The sequence below is a fragment of the Bacillus cereus genome (assembly GCF_025917685.1).
Lineage (GTDB): Bacteria > Bacillota > Bacilli > Bacillales > Bacillaceae_G > Bacillus_A > Bacillus_A cereus_AT.
In genome coordinates this window covers 2,004,210-2,021,239 of sequence record NZ_CP089518.1, presented here as the reverse complement: position 1 = coordinate 2,021,239, position 17,030 = coordinate 2,004,210, and the positions used below count along the sequence as shown (strand labels likewise).

Here is a 17,030-nt window from a genome sequence, read left to right as displayed (position 1 = left end):
ACAAAGGATTTGGCATTTTTAAGTTTCTAGAAAAATCCGATAAATATACGTGGAAATTAAAAGTCATGAATCCGGTACAATACTGTATCCAAGCCCAAGGAACTGTCAAATGAAATAACGTGTCTAACTTTTTGGAGTCTATTGACCTTTTCAAATCCCCTTATATTAGTGCTCGCTATTAAGACCTTTTTCTTCTAGGACCTACAATTAATTTGATTGCTGTTCTTTCTTGATTATCGATAGTAACCTCTTGAAACGCTGGAACAAGAACCAAGTCAATTCCACTTGGAGCGACAAAACCTCTTGCAATCGCAATCGCTTTAATCGCTTGATTTAAAGAACCAGCTCCAATTACTTGGATTTCTACATTGCCACTTGCTCTTAGTACGCCCGCTATTGCACCTGCCACTGAATTCGGACTTGATTTTGAGGATACCTTTAATATATTTTCCATGTAAGTTGCTCCCTCTATTATTTAATCTCTCTTTTCTTACTGTTTGAAATATGACTAACGTATCTTTAACTACTATTCATAATAAATACAAACAATTCTGTATAATTACATTCATTCGATATTTTTTTCCTTCTTCCTGCACAACTACATAAATAAAAAGCGACGACTAAGTAAAAACTTAATCATCGCTTTATCCATTTCTCTGTTTCACTAAAATGCTGTCCTTTAAATACTTCTCTTCTTTACTTTGGCGATATACTATCTTAAAGTTTAAATACTTCAACATTTTAAAACCTTGGATAGAGTTATCTGCTAAGTATTCATCCTTTTTCTTCTCCAAAATTCATTACATTGAATATTCTAACTCCATTTTTTTGAAAACTATATCTCCTCATTAGAGCACTTTATATTATGCCAGCTTTTTATCCCAAATCTATTACCTTATATATGGACAAGTATACACGCCAATTGCTTTTCGATTGCATAAACTACTATGTGTAATACATTTATTAATAATAGGAGGTAATATATTGGGTTCATACTATCATTCTTCAAGTTCATATAAAAGATGTTCATGCCACTCTTCTTCTAGTTCATATAAAAAATGTTCATGCCATCAATCTTCCCGTTCGTATAAAAAATGTTCATGCGACCATTCACATAAATCATCTAGGCCTGCTTACGGCACTTTTTGGCAAACTGAGTTTATCACTGTTCCTTTTGGCGGTTCTTTTCCGTTTAATCACGTTGGCCCTTTGGCAGGAGGAGTTTCCTTACTAAATCCGACTACTATACAATTTAGTAAAGCTGGTGATTATAGAATTTCTTTCATTTCAAGTATTAACACTACGTTAAATCCTGTATTTCCCCATATTCCAGTCATAACTATATTTTTAAATAACAATCCACTTGCTAATAGTCAAGGTGATTTCGCTTTTCAAATGAATACTTCATCAAATAACGAATGCCTTCAACTAGTTGGCGAAACTATTGTTACGGTACCCGCTAATTCAACTCTTCAACTTAGAAATAATAGTGGCTTCAATCATCAAAGTATTGTAACTTGTGATAATGGTATAAATTCAGTTGAATTAACAGTTACAAAACTAAGTTAATACTATTCCCTCACATTCAGATACTAATTTAGTATCTTTTTTTATTGCATAACGTTTTTTGATTCCTATCGTCCTCTTATACAACATAAACTCCCATTTCACTTTTCTATTCATTTACTAAATATGAAAAAGTGCCGAAATCCTTCTACCACAAGAATTCGGCACTTTTTTTATTAAAACCTATTCATTCTTTCCTACTTCTCCACATAAACCGACTTAACTATCGTACGATTATAAGGTTGTCCTTCCTTATTCATCCCTTTTATATCAATTGTAACGTTATATACACCCGGCTGTTCTATATTTTTCAAAGCACCTGTAAATGTATTTGTATTAATATTTTGCGATTCATTTGATTCAGAAACTAACTTTCCATCTTTATTAATTACTCTTACTGTTACTGAAAGATCGCCTTTCATTTCTGGAGCTACAGGTGATTTTTTGAGTTTATACTCTGCTTTATTTACTTTAACTTTTACCGGCATTTGAAGGACGAACGGAGCATCTTTTTTGTAATCGGTTACGATTAAATATGCATCATTCGGCTGCTTCGCCATCATTTTAACTTGCCATTCTCCTGCTTCCATTTTATCAAATTTAAATGTTCTTATAGTCGCTCCTTTAAAGAAAGATTCACCTTCACCAGTAGATACAGCACTATCTTTATTTGTATAAATTTTTCCTTTTGGAGATATTAGTTGTATTTCTACATCCGAAGAAGCTGTTAAAACAGAAACTACCCCTTCTGCCTTTTTATCAACTGCGACAGTTTGCCCTACCCACTGATTTTGTGACAACTCTCCTCCTAAAATAGCTTGATTAGAGGTTGTGTTTAATTGTTCTACCTTTTCCTCCGAACTATTACTTGGGGTTAATAAAACCGGTACTGGTACATTCGCTGTCCGTAAATATGGTTCAATTCGTGCGAAAACAGCTGAACCTTTTCGTATATTATCATGATCAAACCGTGAATCTGTAAATAAATGTGTTCCATATGGTAACTTAGCACTCCACTCGTTCACTAACCCATCATTAGAACCGTATGATGACAAATACAACCCGCCCATAGATAATGCTGAAAAAACAGGTCCCCAGCTTGTCCCAGTAGCCGTATAGTAACGGTTTAATTTAGCTGCAGGATTATTATCTATTGTAGAACGAAACTTTGCCATTTCACCTATTTGTAATGAATATGTCCCATCATCTTTTTGACCTAATATAGAGGCAAGCCACCCTGCCCACCAACTATATGATAAATCCGCTAAATTTGATCCGTAATGTGGAGTGGCAAGCGTAATAACATTTCCAACAAATCGATTTGCTCCATATCCAACTACCGCAGCTTGTGTATCAATACCACCTTTACTGTGAGCTACAATATTTACTTTTTTGCCAAAATGATTATAAATCTCTTCAAGCTTTTGTGCTAACAATTTTCCATTATCCCATTGGCTAGCAGATCCTTTCCCCGCGGCATCATATAATTGAATAAATACAGTTTGATAGCCTGCTTTCAAAGCATAATCGTACATATCATTCATCTCATGATATACTGTCTTTCCATACCAACTATCCGCATTACCATTTCTTCCTTGTACAAAGAGAATTGGTGGTTTATTCTCATCATAATTAGCAGGTTTCTGACCTAAAAACCATTCTCCAGGAGTAAATACTTCTTGATCTGGAAAGCCAGTCTTAATCTCTGTTACAACCTCTGCGTGTACATTTGTACTAACAACCATCGGACTCATAAAACAAAGTACAATAAGTAATACGATACACCTTTTCATAATCCCCATTAAAATCCCCCTTTTCCCGCCCGAAAGAAAGCGATACCATTACATTGAACACCAATTGTTTTAAATTCCATTTAATCAATTATTTTTACGATACATTTGAATAAGAAATTAATAGCCACATTCCTTTCTTATCAAACGTTATTCTCTCAGCATCCCTTCATTCCTTTTTGCAAGAAGCGTTTTAAATATTTCTCAATAAAGCTTTCTCTTTACAAAAAAAGCTGCGTATAAAAGGTCTCTTTAATAACCTTTTATACGCAGCTTCTTTATTTAAAACTCGATGATGTACTCATCATCATATTTATCGTATTGCAAACCAGCTCCTATTTTCAATTCTGTAACTTGATCTCTTAGAAATGGTGCATCTTCTATTTTACTATTTGCAATTTCAATTCCGTATTTCTTTGTTAAATGCGCTAACTCTATTAAAAACCATTCTCTTCGCAACGCGACTGGAATATCATACGTCCGTCTTTTCATATATACTAGCACCTCATATTTTTTCATTATTAAAAAAAGTATCACTTCTACTTTCGATACACTTTTTAAAACTATCGTTTCTCATCAAAGGCCAATGAAACATTATAGTATATGCATGTCTGTTTTAAACGTGCTATGGCAAAAATAATATTAAAAAACTCATTTAGTTTACATAAAAAAATTATGTAATAGTAAAAGGATAAGGCTTGTCCCCCATCCTTTTACTATCAAAAGCTAGATTAAGAACATCTTGGTACACCTAAAGCTAAAAACAAACCTGCTACTCCTGCTGTAATTGGCACTTTCAACGTAATAACATCATCTACTTTTGTTACTAAAAAGTAAGCATTCCCTTCTTGTAACACGCAATTCACTAATAATTGAAATTCCATTCAAATCTCCTCCTTTCAAATGAGATACTATAATCTATGAAATTTTTTTCAAAAAGTAATAGTAATTAAATCCATTTTTCTTTATATATAAAATAACTGTTTATCTATCTATTAAAAATAATATAAATCTTTTTATTTTATTAAAAATCCTGTAATTCCCAATGGATTTTTATATAATCAATAGAGAAAATCTTACAAATGGAGGTATTCAAATGACAGTATTGAGTAATATTGGTGCGGCTTTATTTTTTATTGCTTTTATCCTTTTAATTCTTTGCATCATCTCGTTCTTTAAGAAAAATGGTAAAGTAAAACAATATGGTCGTTCTACCGTTATTCTTTTTATGATTTCAATCGTCTTAATAATAACTGGCGCAGAGACTTCTAATCACCCAATTGTTGAATTCTTTTCTATTTTAAGCTTTGTTTTATTTATTTTCTTCCTTGTTCTAGCAATCTTATCTGTAATTAAGAAAACCGGTGTAGCAAAAAAACAATTTATTATTACAGCTATTTTATTTGTCATTTTTGTTGCGCTATTAGGTATTTCAGGTCCTTCTTCTGAAAAAACGACAGCAACGAATAAACAAGTCGCTTCTAATAGTGAAGAGAAAAAAGATGACGAAAAGAAAAAGGAATTAGAAAAGAAAGAAGCGGACGAAAAAACTCGTAAGCAAGAAGATGAGAAACGTCAAGCTGATGAACTGGCTCGTAAGCAAGAGGATGAGAAACGCCAAGCTGATGAACTAGCTCGTAAGCAAGAAGAGCAACAGCGTCAAGCTGTAGAACAGGTCCGTAAACAACAAGAAGAGCAACAGCGTCAAGCTGTAGAACAGGCCCGTAAACAACAAGAAGAACAACAACATCAAGCTGATGAACAAGCTCGCAAACAACAAGAAGAGCAACAACGTCAAGCTGATGAACAAGCTCGCAAACAACAAGAAGAGCAACAACGTCAAGCCGCTGAACAAGCTCTCGTACAACAGGAACAACAAAAAGCACAGCAAACTCAAACACAACCAGCTGCAGGAAATACTAGTAACGCATATTACAAAAATTGTGCCGCAGTTAGAGCTGCTGGGAAAGCTCCATTATATAGAGATCAGCCAGGTTACAGCTCTCACCTTGATCGTGATGGTGATGGAGTCGCGTGTGAAAAATAGTAATAAAAAAGAAGCTTCTAGTAAGCTTCTTTTTTATTATCAGAAACTATTGCGACGAATTACCCTCCCCCTTCCTTTTATAAAACTCATTTTATTATTCTCAAAAATGACACATAATAAGTGATTTCAATCACCACATTGATTTTAAATTATCGCTATTCTTGATTTAGATATTACATTTAAACTTTATGGAGGTATTCATATGGAACATACATTTACTGAAACTTCAATTGTTGGTGAGATTGTTACGCAATTCCCGAAAGCTAGTGACCTTTTTAAATCATATAGAATAGACTTTTGCTGTGGTGGTAATAGACCACTGATTGATGCAATTAATGAAAGAAATTTATCAGCTTCTGAAGTAATTACAGAGTTAAATACGCTTTATCATAAAACGAAACTATTAAATGAATCGGAAATTGATTGGAAAAATGCTTCATATCGTGAATTGATTGATTATGTAATTAATAAGCATCATCGCTATTTGAATGAAGAGTTGCCACAGTTAAGTCCATATGTGACTAAGGTATTACGTGTTCATGGGGCAAATCAGCCTCATTTAGCTCAAACTCATAAACTATTTCATGAACTTAAGATTGAATTAGAACAACATTTAATTAAAGAAGAAACAGAGGATTTCCCATTAATTTTAGAATTCGAACGAAATCCAACTGATGAAAACTATACAAAGTTACGTAAAGTAGTAGATGAGTTGGAGAATGAACATAACCATGCTGGCAATATTATTAAAGAACTTCGTAGGGTGACAGATGACTTTACTCCACCAGAAGGAGCTTGCGGCACTTATCGCCTTGTTTACCAGCGCCTTGAAGCCATTGAATCTGATTTATTTGAGCATATTCATTTAGAAAATAATATTTTATTTCCGCGTGCAATTACAAAAGCATAAATAAAGTGAAGGACATGAGTATAAATGCTCATGTCCTTCACTTTATTTATACTTCCCCTCCCCCTCTATCCATATAACCAAATTCCCTTTCGCTTCTCCCTTCACATAAATCCGAATTTTAACAATTTGTGAATCATTATAAAAATGTGATAAACATCACATCTTCCCCTTTTTTGATTTTCTATAATGAGAATATAATACTTTGTTCAGCAATTCACATAAAAGGGGAAATAAATATGAAAAAACGTTTAGTTATGATCGGAAATGGTATGGCTGGCATACGCTGTATGGAAGAAATATTAAAACATGATAGTGATTCATATGAGATTACTATTTTGGGAGATGAACCGCATCCAAACTACAACCGCATTATGCTCTCTCATGTTTTACAAGGCAAAACAAATATGCAAGATATCATTATGAATGAATATAGTTGGTACGAAGAAAACGAAATAACTTTGTATACAAATGAAAGAGTTCAAAGTATTAACCGAGAAGATAAAATCATTATCACAGAAAAGAGTCGTACTCTTACATATGACAAACTCATTATCGCAACAGGTTCTAGTGCTTTTATTTTACCAGTCGAAGGTTCCACCCTTCCTGGTGTAACAGGATTTCGAACAATTGAAGATACACAATTTATGATTGATACCGCTAAAGAAAAGAAAAAGGCCGTTGTCATTGGTGGTGGATTACTTGGTTTAGAAGCTGCAAGAGGTCTTATTGACTTAGGAATGGACGTACATGTTGTTCATTTAATGCCGAGCTTAATGGAGCAACAACTAGATTCCAAAGCAGCTTCTCTATTACGTGAAGATTTAGAAGCGCAAGGCATGAAGTTTCTAATGGAAAAGAAAACGGTAAAGATTCTTGGTACAGACCATGTTGAGGGCATTCTATTTGAAGATGGTGAAGTTGTAGATTGTGAGTTAATCGTAATGGCTGTCGGAATACGTCCGAATACTCAAATAGCAAAAGATGCTGGTTTACTTGTAAATCGCGGTATTGTAGTCAGCGACTATATGCAAACAAATGATGAATCCATTTATGCAGTTGGCGAATGCGCGGAACATGATGGTATCGCATATGGACTTGTTGCTCCTCTTTATGAACAAGGTGCAACATTAGCTAAGCATATAACAAATTTACAAACTGATGGATATGTGGGCAGTATCGTCGGTACGCAATTAAAAGTTGCAGGTTGTGATTTATTCTCTGCTGGCCAAATATATGAAGATGATCAAACGAAAGCAATATCAATCTTTGACGAATGTAAACGTTCCTATAAAAAGGTATTAATTCGTGACAATAAAGTCGTTGGTATTGTTTTATACGGGGATACTGCTGATGGTACACGCCTCTTTAGCATGTTAAAGAAAGAAGAAGATATACAAGAATATACAGCAACTTCCCTTCTTCACAAAGCTGGTGAAGAAAGTGAACTTAACGTTGCTACTATGAGTGCGGATGACACGATTTGCGGATGTAATGGTGTTACGAAAGGTACAATCGTTCATGCCATTTTAGAACAAGAGTTAACTACTTTTGAAGAAGTAAAAGGATGTACGAAAGCGGCGGGGTCTTGTGGAAAATGTCGTCCGCTTGTGGAACAAGTTTTATCTCATACACTCGGAGATGCTTTTGATGCTTCTGCGCAGTCTACCGGTATGTGTGGATGTACAACTTTATCACGTGATGAAGTCGTAGCGGCGATTCATGAGAAAGGTTTAAAATCACCAAAAGAAGTACGAAATGTTCTTGATTTTTCACATGAAGATGGCTGTTCAAAATGTCGCCCTGCTCTAAATTACTATTTACGTATGGTGATTCCAGAAGAATATGCAGATGATAAATCATCCCGTTTCGTTAATGAAAGAATGAATGGTAACATCCAGCACGATGGTACATTCTCTGTTATTCCACGTATGTACGGAGGCGTTACAACAGCTGATGATTTAATGAAAATTGCTGAAGTTGCGAAAAAGTATAATGTTCCTCTTGTGAAAATTACTGGTGCTAGCCGAATCGGCTTATATGGTGTTAAAAAACAAGATTTACCTAACGTATGGGCTGATTTAAATATGACTTCGGGATATGCGTATTCAAAATCTCTACGTAATGTAAAATCATGTGTTGGTTCTCGCTTCTGCCGATTCGGTACGAAAGATTCATTAGGACTTGGTATGTTACTTGAACAATCATTAGAAATGGTAGATACGCCTCATAAAATGAAGATGGGTGTAACAGGTTGTCCACGTAACTGTGCGGAAGTACTGACGAAAGATTTTGGCGTTGTTTGTGTCGAAAATGGATTCCAACTTTATATTGGCGGAAATGGTGGTACTGAAGTACGCGAGGCTGATTTTGTAATGATTGTCCCTACTGAAGATGATGTCCTTCGCATCGCTACAGCTTACATGCAATATTATCGTGAAACTGGTATTTACGGAGAGCGTACTGCCTACTGGACAGAGAGATTAGGCTTCAATCATATAAAAGAAATACTACAAAATACAAGTATGGTCACGATGTTAAATGCGCGTTTCCAAACAGCTCGTGGCACATATAAAGAAGCTTGGGGACAAGCACTAGAAACGAAATCATTAAAAGCGATGTATGAAGTTGAAACTGTGAAATAAGGAGCTGTGATCCATATGTTACAAACGAAAGAAAAAATAAAAGTTATGCGGGCAGAAGATCTTCCTATTCAAATCGGTAAAGAGGTACAAATGCAAGGTATGTCTATCGCCTTATTCCGCCTTTCAAATGGCGATATTCGAGCTGTAGAAAATCGTTGTCCTCATAAAAACGGACCGTTAGCAGAAGGCATTGTATCTGGAGAATTCGTCTTTTGTCCACTACATGATTGGAAAATTTCATTAATAACAGGTGAAGTTCAAAAACCTGATGACGGTTGTATTCAAACGTATGAAGTAGAAGTTATTGACGGGGATATTTATATATACATGTAATTTACAAAAGGAAGCTTCCCCTGGCTTCCTTTTAAATAAAAATAGACGAGGTGCGAATATGAACGGATATGTATATTTAGTTGGTGCAGGACCAGGTGATGAAGGGCTTATTACAAAAAAAGCAATAGAGTGCTTAAATCGTGCAGATATCGTCTTATATGACCGCTTATTAAACCCTTCCTTTCTTAATTATACAAAAGAAACATGTGAACTTATTTATTGCGGAAAAATGCCAAACAATCATACTATGCGTCAAGAAATGATTAACGCACACCTCCTTCAATTTGCAAAAGAAGGAAAAATCGTAGTCCGCTTAAAAGGCGGAGATCCATCTATTTTTGGCCGTGTTGGTGAAGAAGCAGAAACTTTAGCAGCAGCAAATATTCCATATGAAATTGTACCAGGTATTACATCTAGCATCGCCGCTAGTATCTATGCAGGTATCCCCCTCACCCACCGTGACTACAGTAATAGTGTCACTTTATTAACCGGACATGCAAAAGGTCCTTTAACCGATCATGGAAAATATAATTCATCTCACAATAGCGACACGATTGCCTACTACATGGGTATAAAAAACTTACCTACAATTTGTGAAAACTTACTACACGCAGGAAAAAAAGAAGATACGCCAGTAGCAGTCATTGAATGGGGTACAACTGGTAAACAGCGTGTAGTCACAGGGACACTTTCCACCATTGTCCCTATCGTCAAAAACGAAAATATTTCTAACCCTTCCATGACAATTGTTGGTGATGTTGTTACTTTACGGAATCAAATCGCTTGGAAAGAACGTAAACCATTGCATGGCAAGAAAGTTTTACTTGCATCTGCAACAAATAAAAAAAGCGCAATAAAGCAAATGTTACAAGAGTCCGGTGCAGAAATATATCAAATTCCAACTTTCAAAAAGAAAGAATACACTTTAACCTCTGAACAAATCAATGAAGTTTTTAACGTTGATCGCCTTGTATTTTGTTCGGCTGAAAGTGTAGAAATTTTGATGCAATCATGCAGTAAAAACCATAAAGATATTCGATCCTTACAAGCGGAACTTCAATATATGAGCCTTTCTGTTCAAGAAAAGCTTATGCAATATGGATTGTTAAGTAAACAAGCAACGTTCTCTTCCGATACAACTATTTATTTAGGCAGAAATATTAATCGAATTGCTTTCATTCAAGAAAAAATCGGTGCTGGATCTTATATTATGACTCATGAGTATACAATTGATTATCGTTTCGATGAAATTCATTCCCGTATGCTTTCTGAATTCTCATGGGATAGTATTGTATTTGAAGGTCGTGCTTCTATTGATACGTTTCTAGCAGAAATAAAACGCCTTGGCTTTATCGATATTCTTACTCTTCCATTCTCGTATACCGATGTTCCAACTTTACACTATGCAAATAAAGTCGGGTTTCATAACGTAGACCATCAATTACAAGAAACTCTTATAAAGAAAGACATGGTGAGACAATGAAAGGAATTGTATATGTTGGACACGGGAGCCGGCTACAAGAAGGTAACGAACAATTCATTCACTTTATTCAATCTGTTATGAAAGAACGTAACGAAAGAATTCAAAAAATTGCTTTTCTAGAACTAACGATACCTACCATTTCGGATGCAGTTACAGAAACACTACTAGAGGGAGCAACTGAAATAATGATTGTACCTGTTTTATTATTTGCAGCAGCTCACTTTAAACGTGATATTCCTTTTGAGATAGAGAAAATGCAAAAGCAATATCCACATATAACATTTTCAGTTGTACCACCTCTTAGTACGCATCCGCATATGGTTGAACTTGTAGTGAAAAGAATACGTGAAGCTATGCCACTGCAAGGTAGTAGTATTTTACTCGTAGGACGAGGTAGCAGTGACCCTCAGCCGATACATGAATTACAACAAATCGGAGCAGCTGTCGAACAAAAACTCGGTATGCCAATATCCTGTTCTTTTTTAACGAAAGGAACTCCCTCTTTTACTGCTGAGCTCAAGGCTATAACATCGACTGCGTCCCATGTATATGTCATGCCGTACCTCCTCTTTACCGGATTATTACTTCAAAAAATTAAATTGCATGCAAAAAAATACAATCACGTTACAGCTTGTAACTGTCTTCAGTTTGATACGTATATGAAATTAACATTATTAGAACGAATGGAGGAATGTGTGTATGTATAACATGTACCCTCTTATGCTTAATCTAAATAAAAAATTGGTCGTTATCATTGGTGGAGGTAAAATTGCATATCGAAAAGCGTCTGGATTAAAGGATACAGGCGCTTTTGTCACTGTTGTTAGCCCAGATATTTGTGAGGAAATGAAGGAACTTCCTTATATTACTTGGAAGCAAAAAGCTTTTAGTAATGATGATATTAAAGATGCCCACCTTATTTATGCAGCTACAAATCAACATGCTGTAAATATGATGGTCAAACAGGCCGCTCATGATTTCCAGTGGGTTAACGTTGTAAGTGATGGTACAGCATCATCTTTTCACACACCTGGCGTCATTCGAAATGATGAATATGTTGTTACTATTTCAACTTCAGGTAAGGATCCATCGTTTACGAAGCGTATGAAGCAAGAATTAACATCTATATTTCCTAAACTTATAAAAAAATTTTCTCATACTCGCAAATTGTAATCTATCACTCAGCTAAAATAGTAATTAACTTTGAACAAACGTTTTTTAGAGGCGTTTGTTCTTTTTGCTTTAGTTTCGTTTTTTAAGCTCAGACAAACAATTGGACAAGAATCTGTGAAGAAAAATAACGGCAACAATTACGGACATAAAAAACAGTTGCTTGAGAGCAACTGCTTCAATACAGGTTTTATATTGGATATTCATTCAACCAAATTAGCGCATGTTCATAATCATCAAAAAATCTCACAGATTCTTTCGTATTAGATTGTTGTAAAAAATTCATTATCTCTCCCTCTTCAAGGAGAAATGCAATTGCCTTACTGTGATTCAAAATGGTTTCATTGAAGAACTTCTCTTTCCATACTTTTTGAACAGAAAAATGATTTGGCGTGTATCCTTTTCTATCTACCAACAATTTGTATTTCCGCCCTTCGGAAATGAATTGCTGACAAACCTGCTCGAAACCATTAAACCATTCATACACATCATCTGTTTTTATATTGCCAACTAGATGGGTAACAATTATATTTCCTGAAACTGTTGTGCTGATATTCTTTTCACTCAACTTGGAATCATCCCCCTTAGTTACAATTATATGGAAAAACCGCATGAAATCAATAAAGATAAAATTCTTACTTGACACTCCCCCCATCGCTATCAACCTAAGCTTATGTAACGTCAATTATAAGCGAGATTGTGTCTTTTTTCGCAAGTCTATATGTAGATGCTTTAAAGATTTGCATACGAAATAGCCCCTAATGAGTTTCCTTTTTTTGAATTAAGCTGCTTGATTATCAGACATGGTACAATTGTAAACGACACCCAATATATCTAAGACTGTTTTCTTCTCATATCGATGGGATTTCCGTCCATCATTTACCGCCTCAAATCTATTCGCTTTTGCACGTATATTCAAAACAAAATATATGACAAATAAATAACGACAGTTACTGTAATAATGCTTAAAAGTGTTGAAAATAAAACGATTTGTGCATGTAATTCAGGCTCTATTTGATACTCCATAGCAATGGTTGATGTATTTCTTGAAGTAGGAAAAGAACTTGCAATCAATAATGATTGTGCAACAATACCATTAATGTTTAGTAGGTATATCATGGCAAGTGCTAATAATGGTCCCATCAGTAACCTTCCAATTAAAGCCCATGTTATGACTCGATGGAAAAAATTAAGCTTAATGTTGGATAATTGTGCCCCTAGCAATATGAGTGCTATTGCAACAAAACCATTCGCAAGCTGATTAAGAGGTAGCAAGATAGAATTAGGTATTTGAATTTTAAAAGATTGAAAGAGAACCCCTAATACGAGCGCATGAAATACAGGCAGTCTTAGAAATGATTGAATAATACCTCCGATTGTTTTTGTTGCTGATAGTAAATTATATATCCCATATGAATAAGTTAAAAGATTCTGGAAAATCATAATAAAAATCTGAATGGAAACCCCCACTGGATTGTGACTGAAAATCAATTGACTTACTGGTAACCCATAATTACCGGAATTCATTAACGAAATGCTATTTTTTAGAGCTGCACTTTCTCCTTTTTCTAACTTTAATGTTTTTGAAATGAAATGACTTACTATGATCAGACTCAGACTATAAAGCATTAAATAGTATATTATCTGGAGCAACAAACCTGTCTCTATACTAATATCATATATATTCACAAATACAGCCGCTGGCATCAAGCAATAAGTAATAAGTGTAGAAAGCTGCTTCAAGTTAAATTGGAACTTTCTTTGTAAGATTGCACCAATTAGCATCAATATTAATATTGGTAATATTACGTCTAATATAATAAAAACAAACATTTAAAACCTCATTCTAAATATATTATAGTTGGATTAAACTCTTTACTAAATATGGACACATTTAATTCAAATGTAGCCCCTGACGGTACCAAAAATACCATTTAAAAGCATTCGTATACAGGATGTTATCGGTAGCTTGTTCATCAAATAGCTGTTGAATCAATTTGATATCTCCATACTCAAAAGGTCTTTTTGCTCTGGTAGATGGTAAATCTGTTCCAAACATAAGTGCATCTGGGTTAACTTCATAAATCGACTTTAAGGCATTCTCAACATCTAATTCGACACGACCAAAACCAGTAGCTTTCACATGTACCCCTTTATCAACTAGTTTTAATAAATGTGCTAAACCTTCTTCTGATAACCCTAAATGGTCAATTGATATAGCTGGTAACTTTTCTATAGTGGATGCAATTTCGGGCAACTCTATTGCATCAATATAAAGCTCACTATGCCATCCTACTAAATCATGAACTCTTCTAGCAAAGTAATCCAGCTTCGATAAATCTTCTGAACCACCTCTTTTAATATTAAAACGTAATGCTTTTATCCCATTTTCATTTAAATTTAGTATTTCTTCGTCCGTCACTGTAAAAGGTAATTGTGTTACGCCACAAAATGTTGAACCCAATTGTTTTATTGCCTTTAATAAATATTCTTGGTCAAATCCTTGGAAAGAACCAGATACAATTACTCCACCAATTACATTCAAATCAGGAGTTTCATTCTGATAATCTTCTACAACAAAGTTGGGTGGAAAATATCCTTAGTTCTCAATAATCGGAAAATTATAATCAATAATATGAAAATGTGCATCAAAAATTCTCATTTCATTTCCCTCCCCTCTCTTTTCTTTAACATATCAAATATGACTTATAAAGAAAATTATGGATTATTTATACAAATTCATAATTTTATCTTATCGACCTAAACTGTATTCTTTATTTTAAGTGTACTTTTTCACAATATCCATTAGCCTTACCCAAAAATCTGGCCCTAAAAAATATGAAGTTTTTTCTTGTTATAGATACCGTCCTATGTTTTTAAATTTCGGAACATCTCAATCTATTGATATATTTTTTATATAGATTAATATATAGTTTTTAGAAAGGAGCGACTATTTATCGATTCGTTAGCGATTAATAGTCATCGTTTAATTCAAAAGTTATTATTTTCGTTCTCGATATATTCCGAATGTTTTATGAGGATTTTTCGTTTGTTCATTTCAGTCTTATAACAATCGTACTGTTGCTTTTACTTTGGAAACTTTCAATAGACAAAAAACTGAGTTCTCGACTAGAGAAACAATCATCAAATGCTGTCGGTAGTGCAGAACAGAATGAAGGTCATCGACAAGTAGAGCTGTTATCTAAGCTTATTTTGATTCTAATTCTTACTGTTTCCTTGTTACCTTAGCTTGATAGCAATGCACTCCCACCCCTAAAGAGGCAAGCTGACTAAAATCAGTTGGATTCTTACTACCAAAATCGAAGCCCCTTTCTAGTACCCTAGACGTGTAAGAGGCGGAGTGCCTTTATCTACTCGTTCCATTAAAGTTCCCGATTGTGTGGAATTAGATTTAAGTTCATAAATTTATCCCTTAATTTCTTTATCTGTAGGCAAAACAATTGCAGCTATTATGTAAATTAGCACTGTTAATCCACTAGTAAAAAAGGCTGATAATGCAGTTACTATGCGAAGGATACTTACATCAATTCCATACTTGTCGCTTAAGCCACCCAATACACCTGATACTTGTTTATCCTTAGTGGACTTATATAGTTTTTTCATCTAAGCACCCCGATCCAATTAAATATTTGCATTCTAAAAATTAGTTCGATCTTTGAAAAAATTTTAAGATTCCTTTAACTAACCAGCCCTTTAATTGAATAACTTCTGACATCTATATTTTAACATAAAATTCCATAAACCTTCTGTTTTTCATTTTAAAAGCACATTCTTTTAGAAAACAAGCGTTTGTTGAGATAGCAATAAAAACATGTTGAAGCCTATTACTAAAAGAACCATCCCAATATACTTTGGGACGGTTCTTTTTCCTTATTAATGATTCTTTAACATCACTAACAATTTCTCTTGGCTATACATCCACACTGTAATGATTAAACAAGCAAGTGCGACTTCTGATAACGCCATAAATCCAATTGCATAATGACCTGTCAGTTGGAATAGTAATGTTAAAATTAATGGTGGGAAGAACCCTCCTAGTCCACCTAAAGCTGACACAACCCCATTTACAATCCCTGCTTGCTCAGAGAAGTACATTGGAACAAGCTTAAAGATTGTTCCATTTCCAATACCTGCACAAAATGCAACTAGTAAGCAACCAAATGTATACACATTCATACTAGGCATAAATGATAAAACAATACCAGACAGTGTTAAACCGATAAATACGAAGATTAATATTTTAAATGGATTAAATTTATCACCGAGCCAACCACCAATTGGGCGCATCATTGTTGCTAATACGATGAATCCAGCTGTCCGCATGCCTGCATCTACTTTCTCTAATCCGAAGTGAGACACTAAAAAGTTTGGTAAATATACTGTAAATGCGACGAATGATCCGAATGTTAAAAAGTAAAAGATACATAAAAACCAAAGTTTTTCATTTTTATATACACCTTTTATTTGTTCCATTAATGGTGTATTCACCTTTTTTTCTTTACGATCGCCTAATAAAAAGTTCATAAGTGCAAATGCTGCAAGTAAAACTAAATAACACTGTACTGTCGTTCTCCATCCAACTGATGTCGCAATTACAGGTGCTAAAAATGAAGTAATTGCTGTTCCGGCGTTACCGACACCGTAAATACCATTTACAAAACCGTGACTCTCTTTCGGGAAGTATTTCGGTAGAGAAGTTACTCCTACAGAGAATACAGCACCACCGATCCCTACAAATAATCCACCAATAATTAAATCCATCATAGAATTGGCAATACTAATGTAAAAGACAGGGAATAATAAAAGTATAAAACTAATAAAGAACAATTTTCTTGCTCCGTAACGATTCGTCCAATAACCAATTGGAATGCGAAGAATAGAACCTAAAATAACCGGTACTGCTGTTACCATAGAAATTTGTCCCGCAGTTAATGGAATATCCGCTTTAATATATGGCATTAATGATGATAAGATAACCCATACCATAAAACCGATAACTAGATTAGAAGTTTGTAAACTTAATTGAAAATTAGGACTTTTCATCCTGTTCCCTCCTATGTATTCATCG

General features: G+C 34.5%; 16 protein-coding genes and 1 pseudogene. 8 read left to right on the top strand and 9 right to left on the bottom strand.

Annotation, left to right across the window (positions count from 1 at the left end; translation table 11 throughout):
* Positions 1 to 178 precede the first annotated feature (178 nt).
* The gene (locus tag LUS72_RS10510; RefSeq protein ID WP_000427797.1) at positions 179 to 454 is read right to left on the bottom strand and encodes a stage V sporulation protein S; all 276 of its coding nucleotides are present in this window, start codon (positions 452 to 454) and stop codon (positions 179 to 181) included.
* A 530-nt stretch (positions 455 to 984) separates the two neighbouring features.
* On the opposite strand from LUS72_RS10510, the gene LUS72_RS10505 reads away from it, so the two are divergent.
* Entirely contained in the window at positions 985 to 1,569 is a 585-nt protein-coding gene (locus tag LUS72_RS10505) for a preprotein translocase (protein WP_097830352.1), read from the top strand.
* 194 nt (positions 1,570 to 1,763) lie between these two features.
* Here LUS72_RS10505 and LUS72_RS10500 read toward each other — a convergent pair whose 3' ends face one another.
* The 3 genes from LUS72_RS10500 to exsG all read right to left on the bottom strand — a co-directional run bounded on the left by LUS72_RS10500 (position 1,764) and on the right by exsG (position 4,240).
* Entirely contained in the window at positions 1,764 to 3,368 is a 1,605-nt protein-coding gene (locus LUS72_RS10500) for a lipase family alpha/beta hydrolase (protein WP_097830351.1), read from the bottom strand.
* Between the two features lie 270 nt (positions 3,369 to 3,638).
* Positions 3,639 to 3,848: a hypothetical protein gene (locus LUS72_RS10495; RefSeq protein ID WP_141533549.1), complete on the bottom strand. Its 210-nt coding sequence runs from the start codon at positions 3,846 to 3,848 to the stop codon at positions 3,639 to 3,641.
* Positions 3,849 to 4,087: 239 nt separating this feature from the next.
* On the bottom strand, positions 4,088 to 4,240 hold the full coding sequence (gene exsG / locus LUS72_RS10490; protein WP_000395676.1) for an exosporium protein ExsG: 153 nt from the start codon (positions 4,238 to 4,240) through the stop codon (positions 4,088 to 4,090).
* Positions 4,241 to 4,452: 212 nt separating this feature from the next.
* Here exsG and LUS72_RS10485 point away from each other — a divergent pair, with 212 nt between their 5' ends.
* The 7 genes from LUS72_RS10485 (at position 4,453) to LUS72_RS10455 (ending at position 11,944) form a co-directional block, all read left to right on the top strand.
* Complete coding sequence (locus LUS72_RS10485; protein WP_098361910.1) at positions 4,453 to 5,403, top strand: excalibur calcium-binding domain-containing protein; 951 nt, start codon at positions 4,453 to 4,455, stop codon at positions 5,401 to 5,403.
* Positions 5,404 to 5,605: 202 nt separating this feature from the next.
* On the top strand, positions 5,606 to 6,313 hold the full coding sequence (gene ric / locus LUS72_RS10480) for an iron-sulfur cluster repair di-iron protein (RefSeq protein WP_097829632.1): 708 nt from the start codon (positions 5,606 to 5,608) through the stop codon (positions 6,311 to 6,313).
* Positions 6,314 to 6,549: 236 nt separating this feature from the next.
* A complete protein-coding gene (nirB, locus tag LUS72_RS10475; protein WP_097829633.1) occupies positions 6,550 to 8,955 on the top strand; it encodes an NADPH-nitrite reductase large subunit in 2,406 nt (801 codons plus the stop codon).
* Positions 8,956 to 8,970: 15 nt separating this feature from the next.
* Positions 8,971 to 9,288, top strand: coding sequence for a nitrite reductase small subunit NirD (nirD, locus tag LUS72_RS10470; protein WP_097829634.1), 318 nt, complete (start codon positions 8,971 to 8,973; stop codon positions 9,286 to 9,288).
* Positions 9,289 to 9,346: 58 nt separating this feature from the next.
* Positions 9,347 to 10,771, top strand: a complete 1,425-nt coding sequence (locus LUS72_RS10465; RefSeq protein ID WP_098361912.1) for a uroporphyrin-III C-methyltransferase — start codon at positions 9,347 to 9,349, stop codon at positions 10,769 to 10,771.
* Positions 10,768 to 11,478, top strand: coding sequence for a sirohydrochlorin chelatase (locus LUS72_RS10460; protein WP_097829636.1), 711 nt, complete (start codon positions 10,768 to 10,770; stop codon positions 11,476 to 11,478). The genes LUS72_RS10465 and LUS72_RS10460 overlap by 4 nt, the downstream gene beginning before the upstream one ends.
* A complete protein-coding gene (locus LUS72_RS10455) occupies positions 11,471 to 11,944 on the top strand; it encodes a precorrin-2 dehydrogenase (RefSeq protein ID WP_097829637.1) in 474 nt (157 codons plus the stop codon). Before LUS72_RS10460 ends, LUS72_RS10455 begins: the two co-directional genes overlap by 8 nt.
* Before the next feature lie 187 nt (positions 11,945 to 12,131).
* Here LUS72_RS10455 and LUS72_RS10450 read toward each other — a convergent pair whose 3' ends face one another.
* From LUS72_RS10450 to narK, 5 genes and pseudogenes are all read right to left on the bottom strand, one after another.
* On the bottom strand, positions 12,132 to 12,596 hold the full coding sequence (locus LUS72_RS10450) for an STAS/SEC14 domain-containing protein (protein ID WP_264448891.1): 465 nt from the start codon (positions 12,594 to 12,596) through the stop codon (positions 12,132 to 12,134).
* A gap of 260 nt (positions 12,597 to 12,856) precedes the next feature.
* Positions 12,857 to 13,774, bottom strand: coding sequence for an AEC family transporter (locus LUS72_RS10445; protein WP_097829638.1), 918 nt, complete (start codon positions 13,772 to 13,774; stop codon positions 12,857 to 12,859).
* A 61-nt stretch (positions 13,775 to 13,835) separates the two neighbouring features.
* Positions 13,836 to 14,603, bottom strand: a pseudogene (locus tag LUS72_RS10440) (amidohydrolase family protein).
* A gap of 764 nt (positions 14,604 to 15,367) precedes the next feature.
* Positions 15,368 to 15,565, bottom strand: coding sequence for a PspC domain-containing protein (locus LUS72_RS10435; protein WP_097829639.1), 198 nt, complete (start codon positions 15,563 to 15,565; stop codon positions 15,368 to 15,370).
* Positions 15,566 to 15,835: 270 nt separating this feature from the next.
* The gene (gene narK, locus LUS72_RS10430) at positions 15,836 to 17,005 is read right to left on the bottom strand and encodes a nitrate transporter NarK (protein ID WP_016126838.1); all 1,170 of its coding nucleotides are present in this window, start codon (positions 17,003 to 17,005) and stop codon (positions 15,836 to 15,838) included.
* Positions 17,006 to 17,030: the final 25 nt, after the last annotated feature.

Coding starts and splice junctions, on each gene's coding strand:
- LUS72_RS10510 (WP_000427797.1), bottom strand. CDS start 454: ATGGAAAATATATTAAAGGTATCCTCAAAATCAAGTCCGAATTCAGTG.
- LUS72_RS10500 (WP_097830351.1), bottom strand. CDS start 3,368: ATGGGGATTATGAAAAGGTGTATCGTATTACTTATTGTACTTTGTTTT.
- LUS72_RS10495 (WP_141533549.1), bottom strand. CDS start 3,848: ATGAAAAGACGGACGTATGATATTCCAGTCGCGTTGCGAAGAGAATGG.
- exsG (WP_000395676.1), bottom strand. CDS start 4,240: ATGGAATTTCAATTATTAGTGAATTGCGTGTTACAAGAAGGGAATGCT.
- LUS72_RS10485 (WP_098361910.1), top strand. CDS start 4,453: ATGACAGTATTGAGTAATATTGGTGCGGCTTTATTTTTTATTGCTTTT.
- ric (WP_097829632.1), top strand. CDS start 5,606: ATGGAACATACATTTACTGAAACTTCAATTGTTGGTGAGATTGTTACG.
- nirB (WP_097829633.1), top strand. CDS start 6,550: ATGAAAAAACGTTTAGTTATGATCGGAAATGGTATGGCTGGCATACGC.
- nirD (WP_097829634.1), top strand. CDS start 8,971: ATGTTACAAACGAAAGAAAAAATAAAAGTTATGCGGGCAGAAGATCTT.
- LUS72_RS10465 (WP_098361912.1), top strand. CDS start 9,347: ATGAACGGATATGTATATTTAGTTGGTGCAGGACCAGGTGATGAAGGG.
- LUS72_RS10460 (WP_097829636.1), top strand. CDS start 10,768: ATGAAAGGAATTGTATATGTTGGACACGGGAGCCGGCTACAAGAAGGT.
- LUS72_RS10455 (WP_097829637.1), top strand. CDS start 11,471: ATGTATAACATGTACCCTCTTATGCTTAATCTAAATAAAAAATTGGTC.
- LUS72_RS10450 (WP_264448891.1), bottom strand. CDS start 12,596: ATGGGGGGAGTGTCAAGTAAGAATTTTATCTTTATTGATTTCATGCGG.
- LUS72_RS10445 (WP_097829638.1), bottom strand. CDS start 13,774: ATGTTTGTTTTTATTATATTAGACGTAATATTACCAATATTAATATTG.
- LUS72_RS10435 (WP_097829639.1), bottom strand. CDS start 15,565: ATGAAAAAACTATATAAGTCCACTAAGGATAAACAAGTATCAGGTGTA.
- narK (WP_016126838.1), bottom strand. CDS start 17,005: ATGAAAAGTCCTAATTTTCAATTAAGTTTACAAACTTCTAATCTAGTT.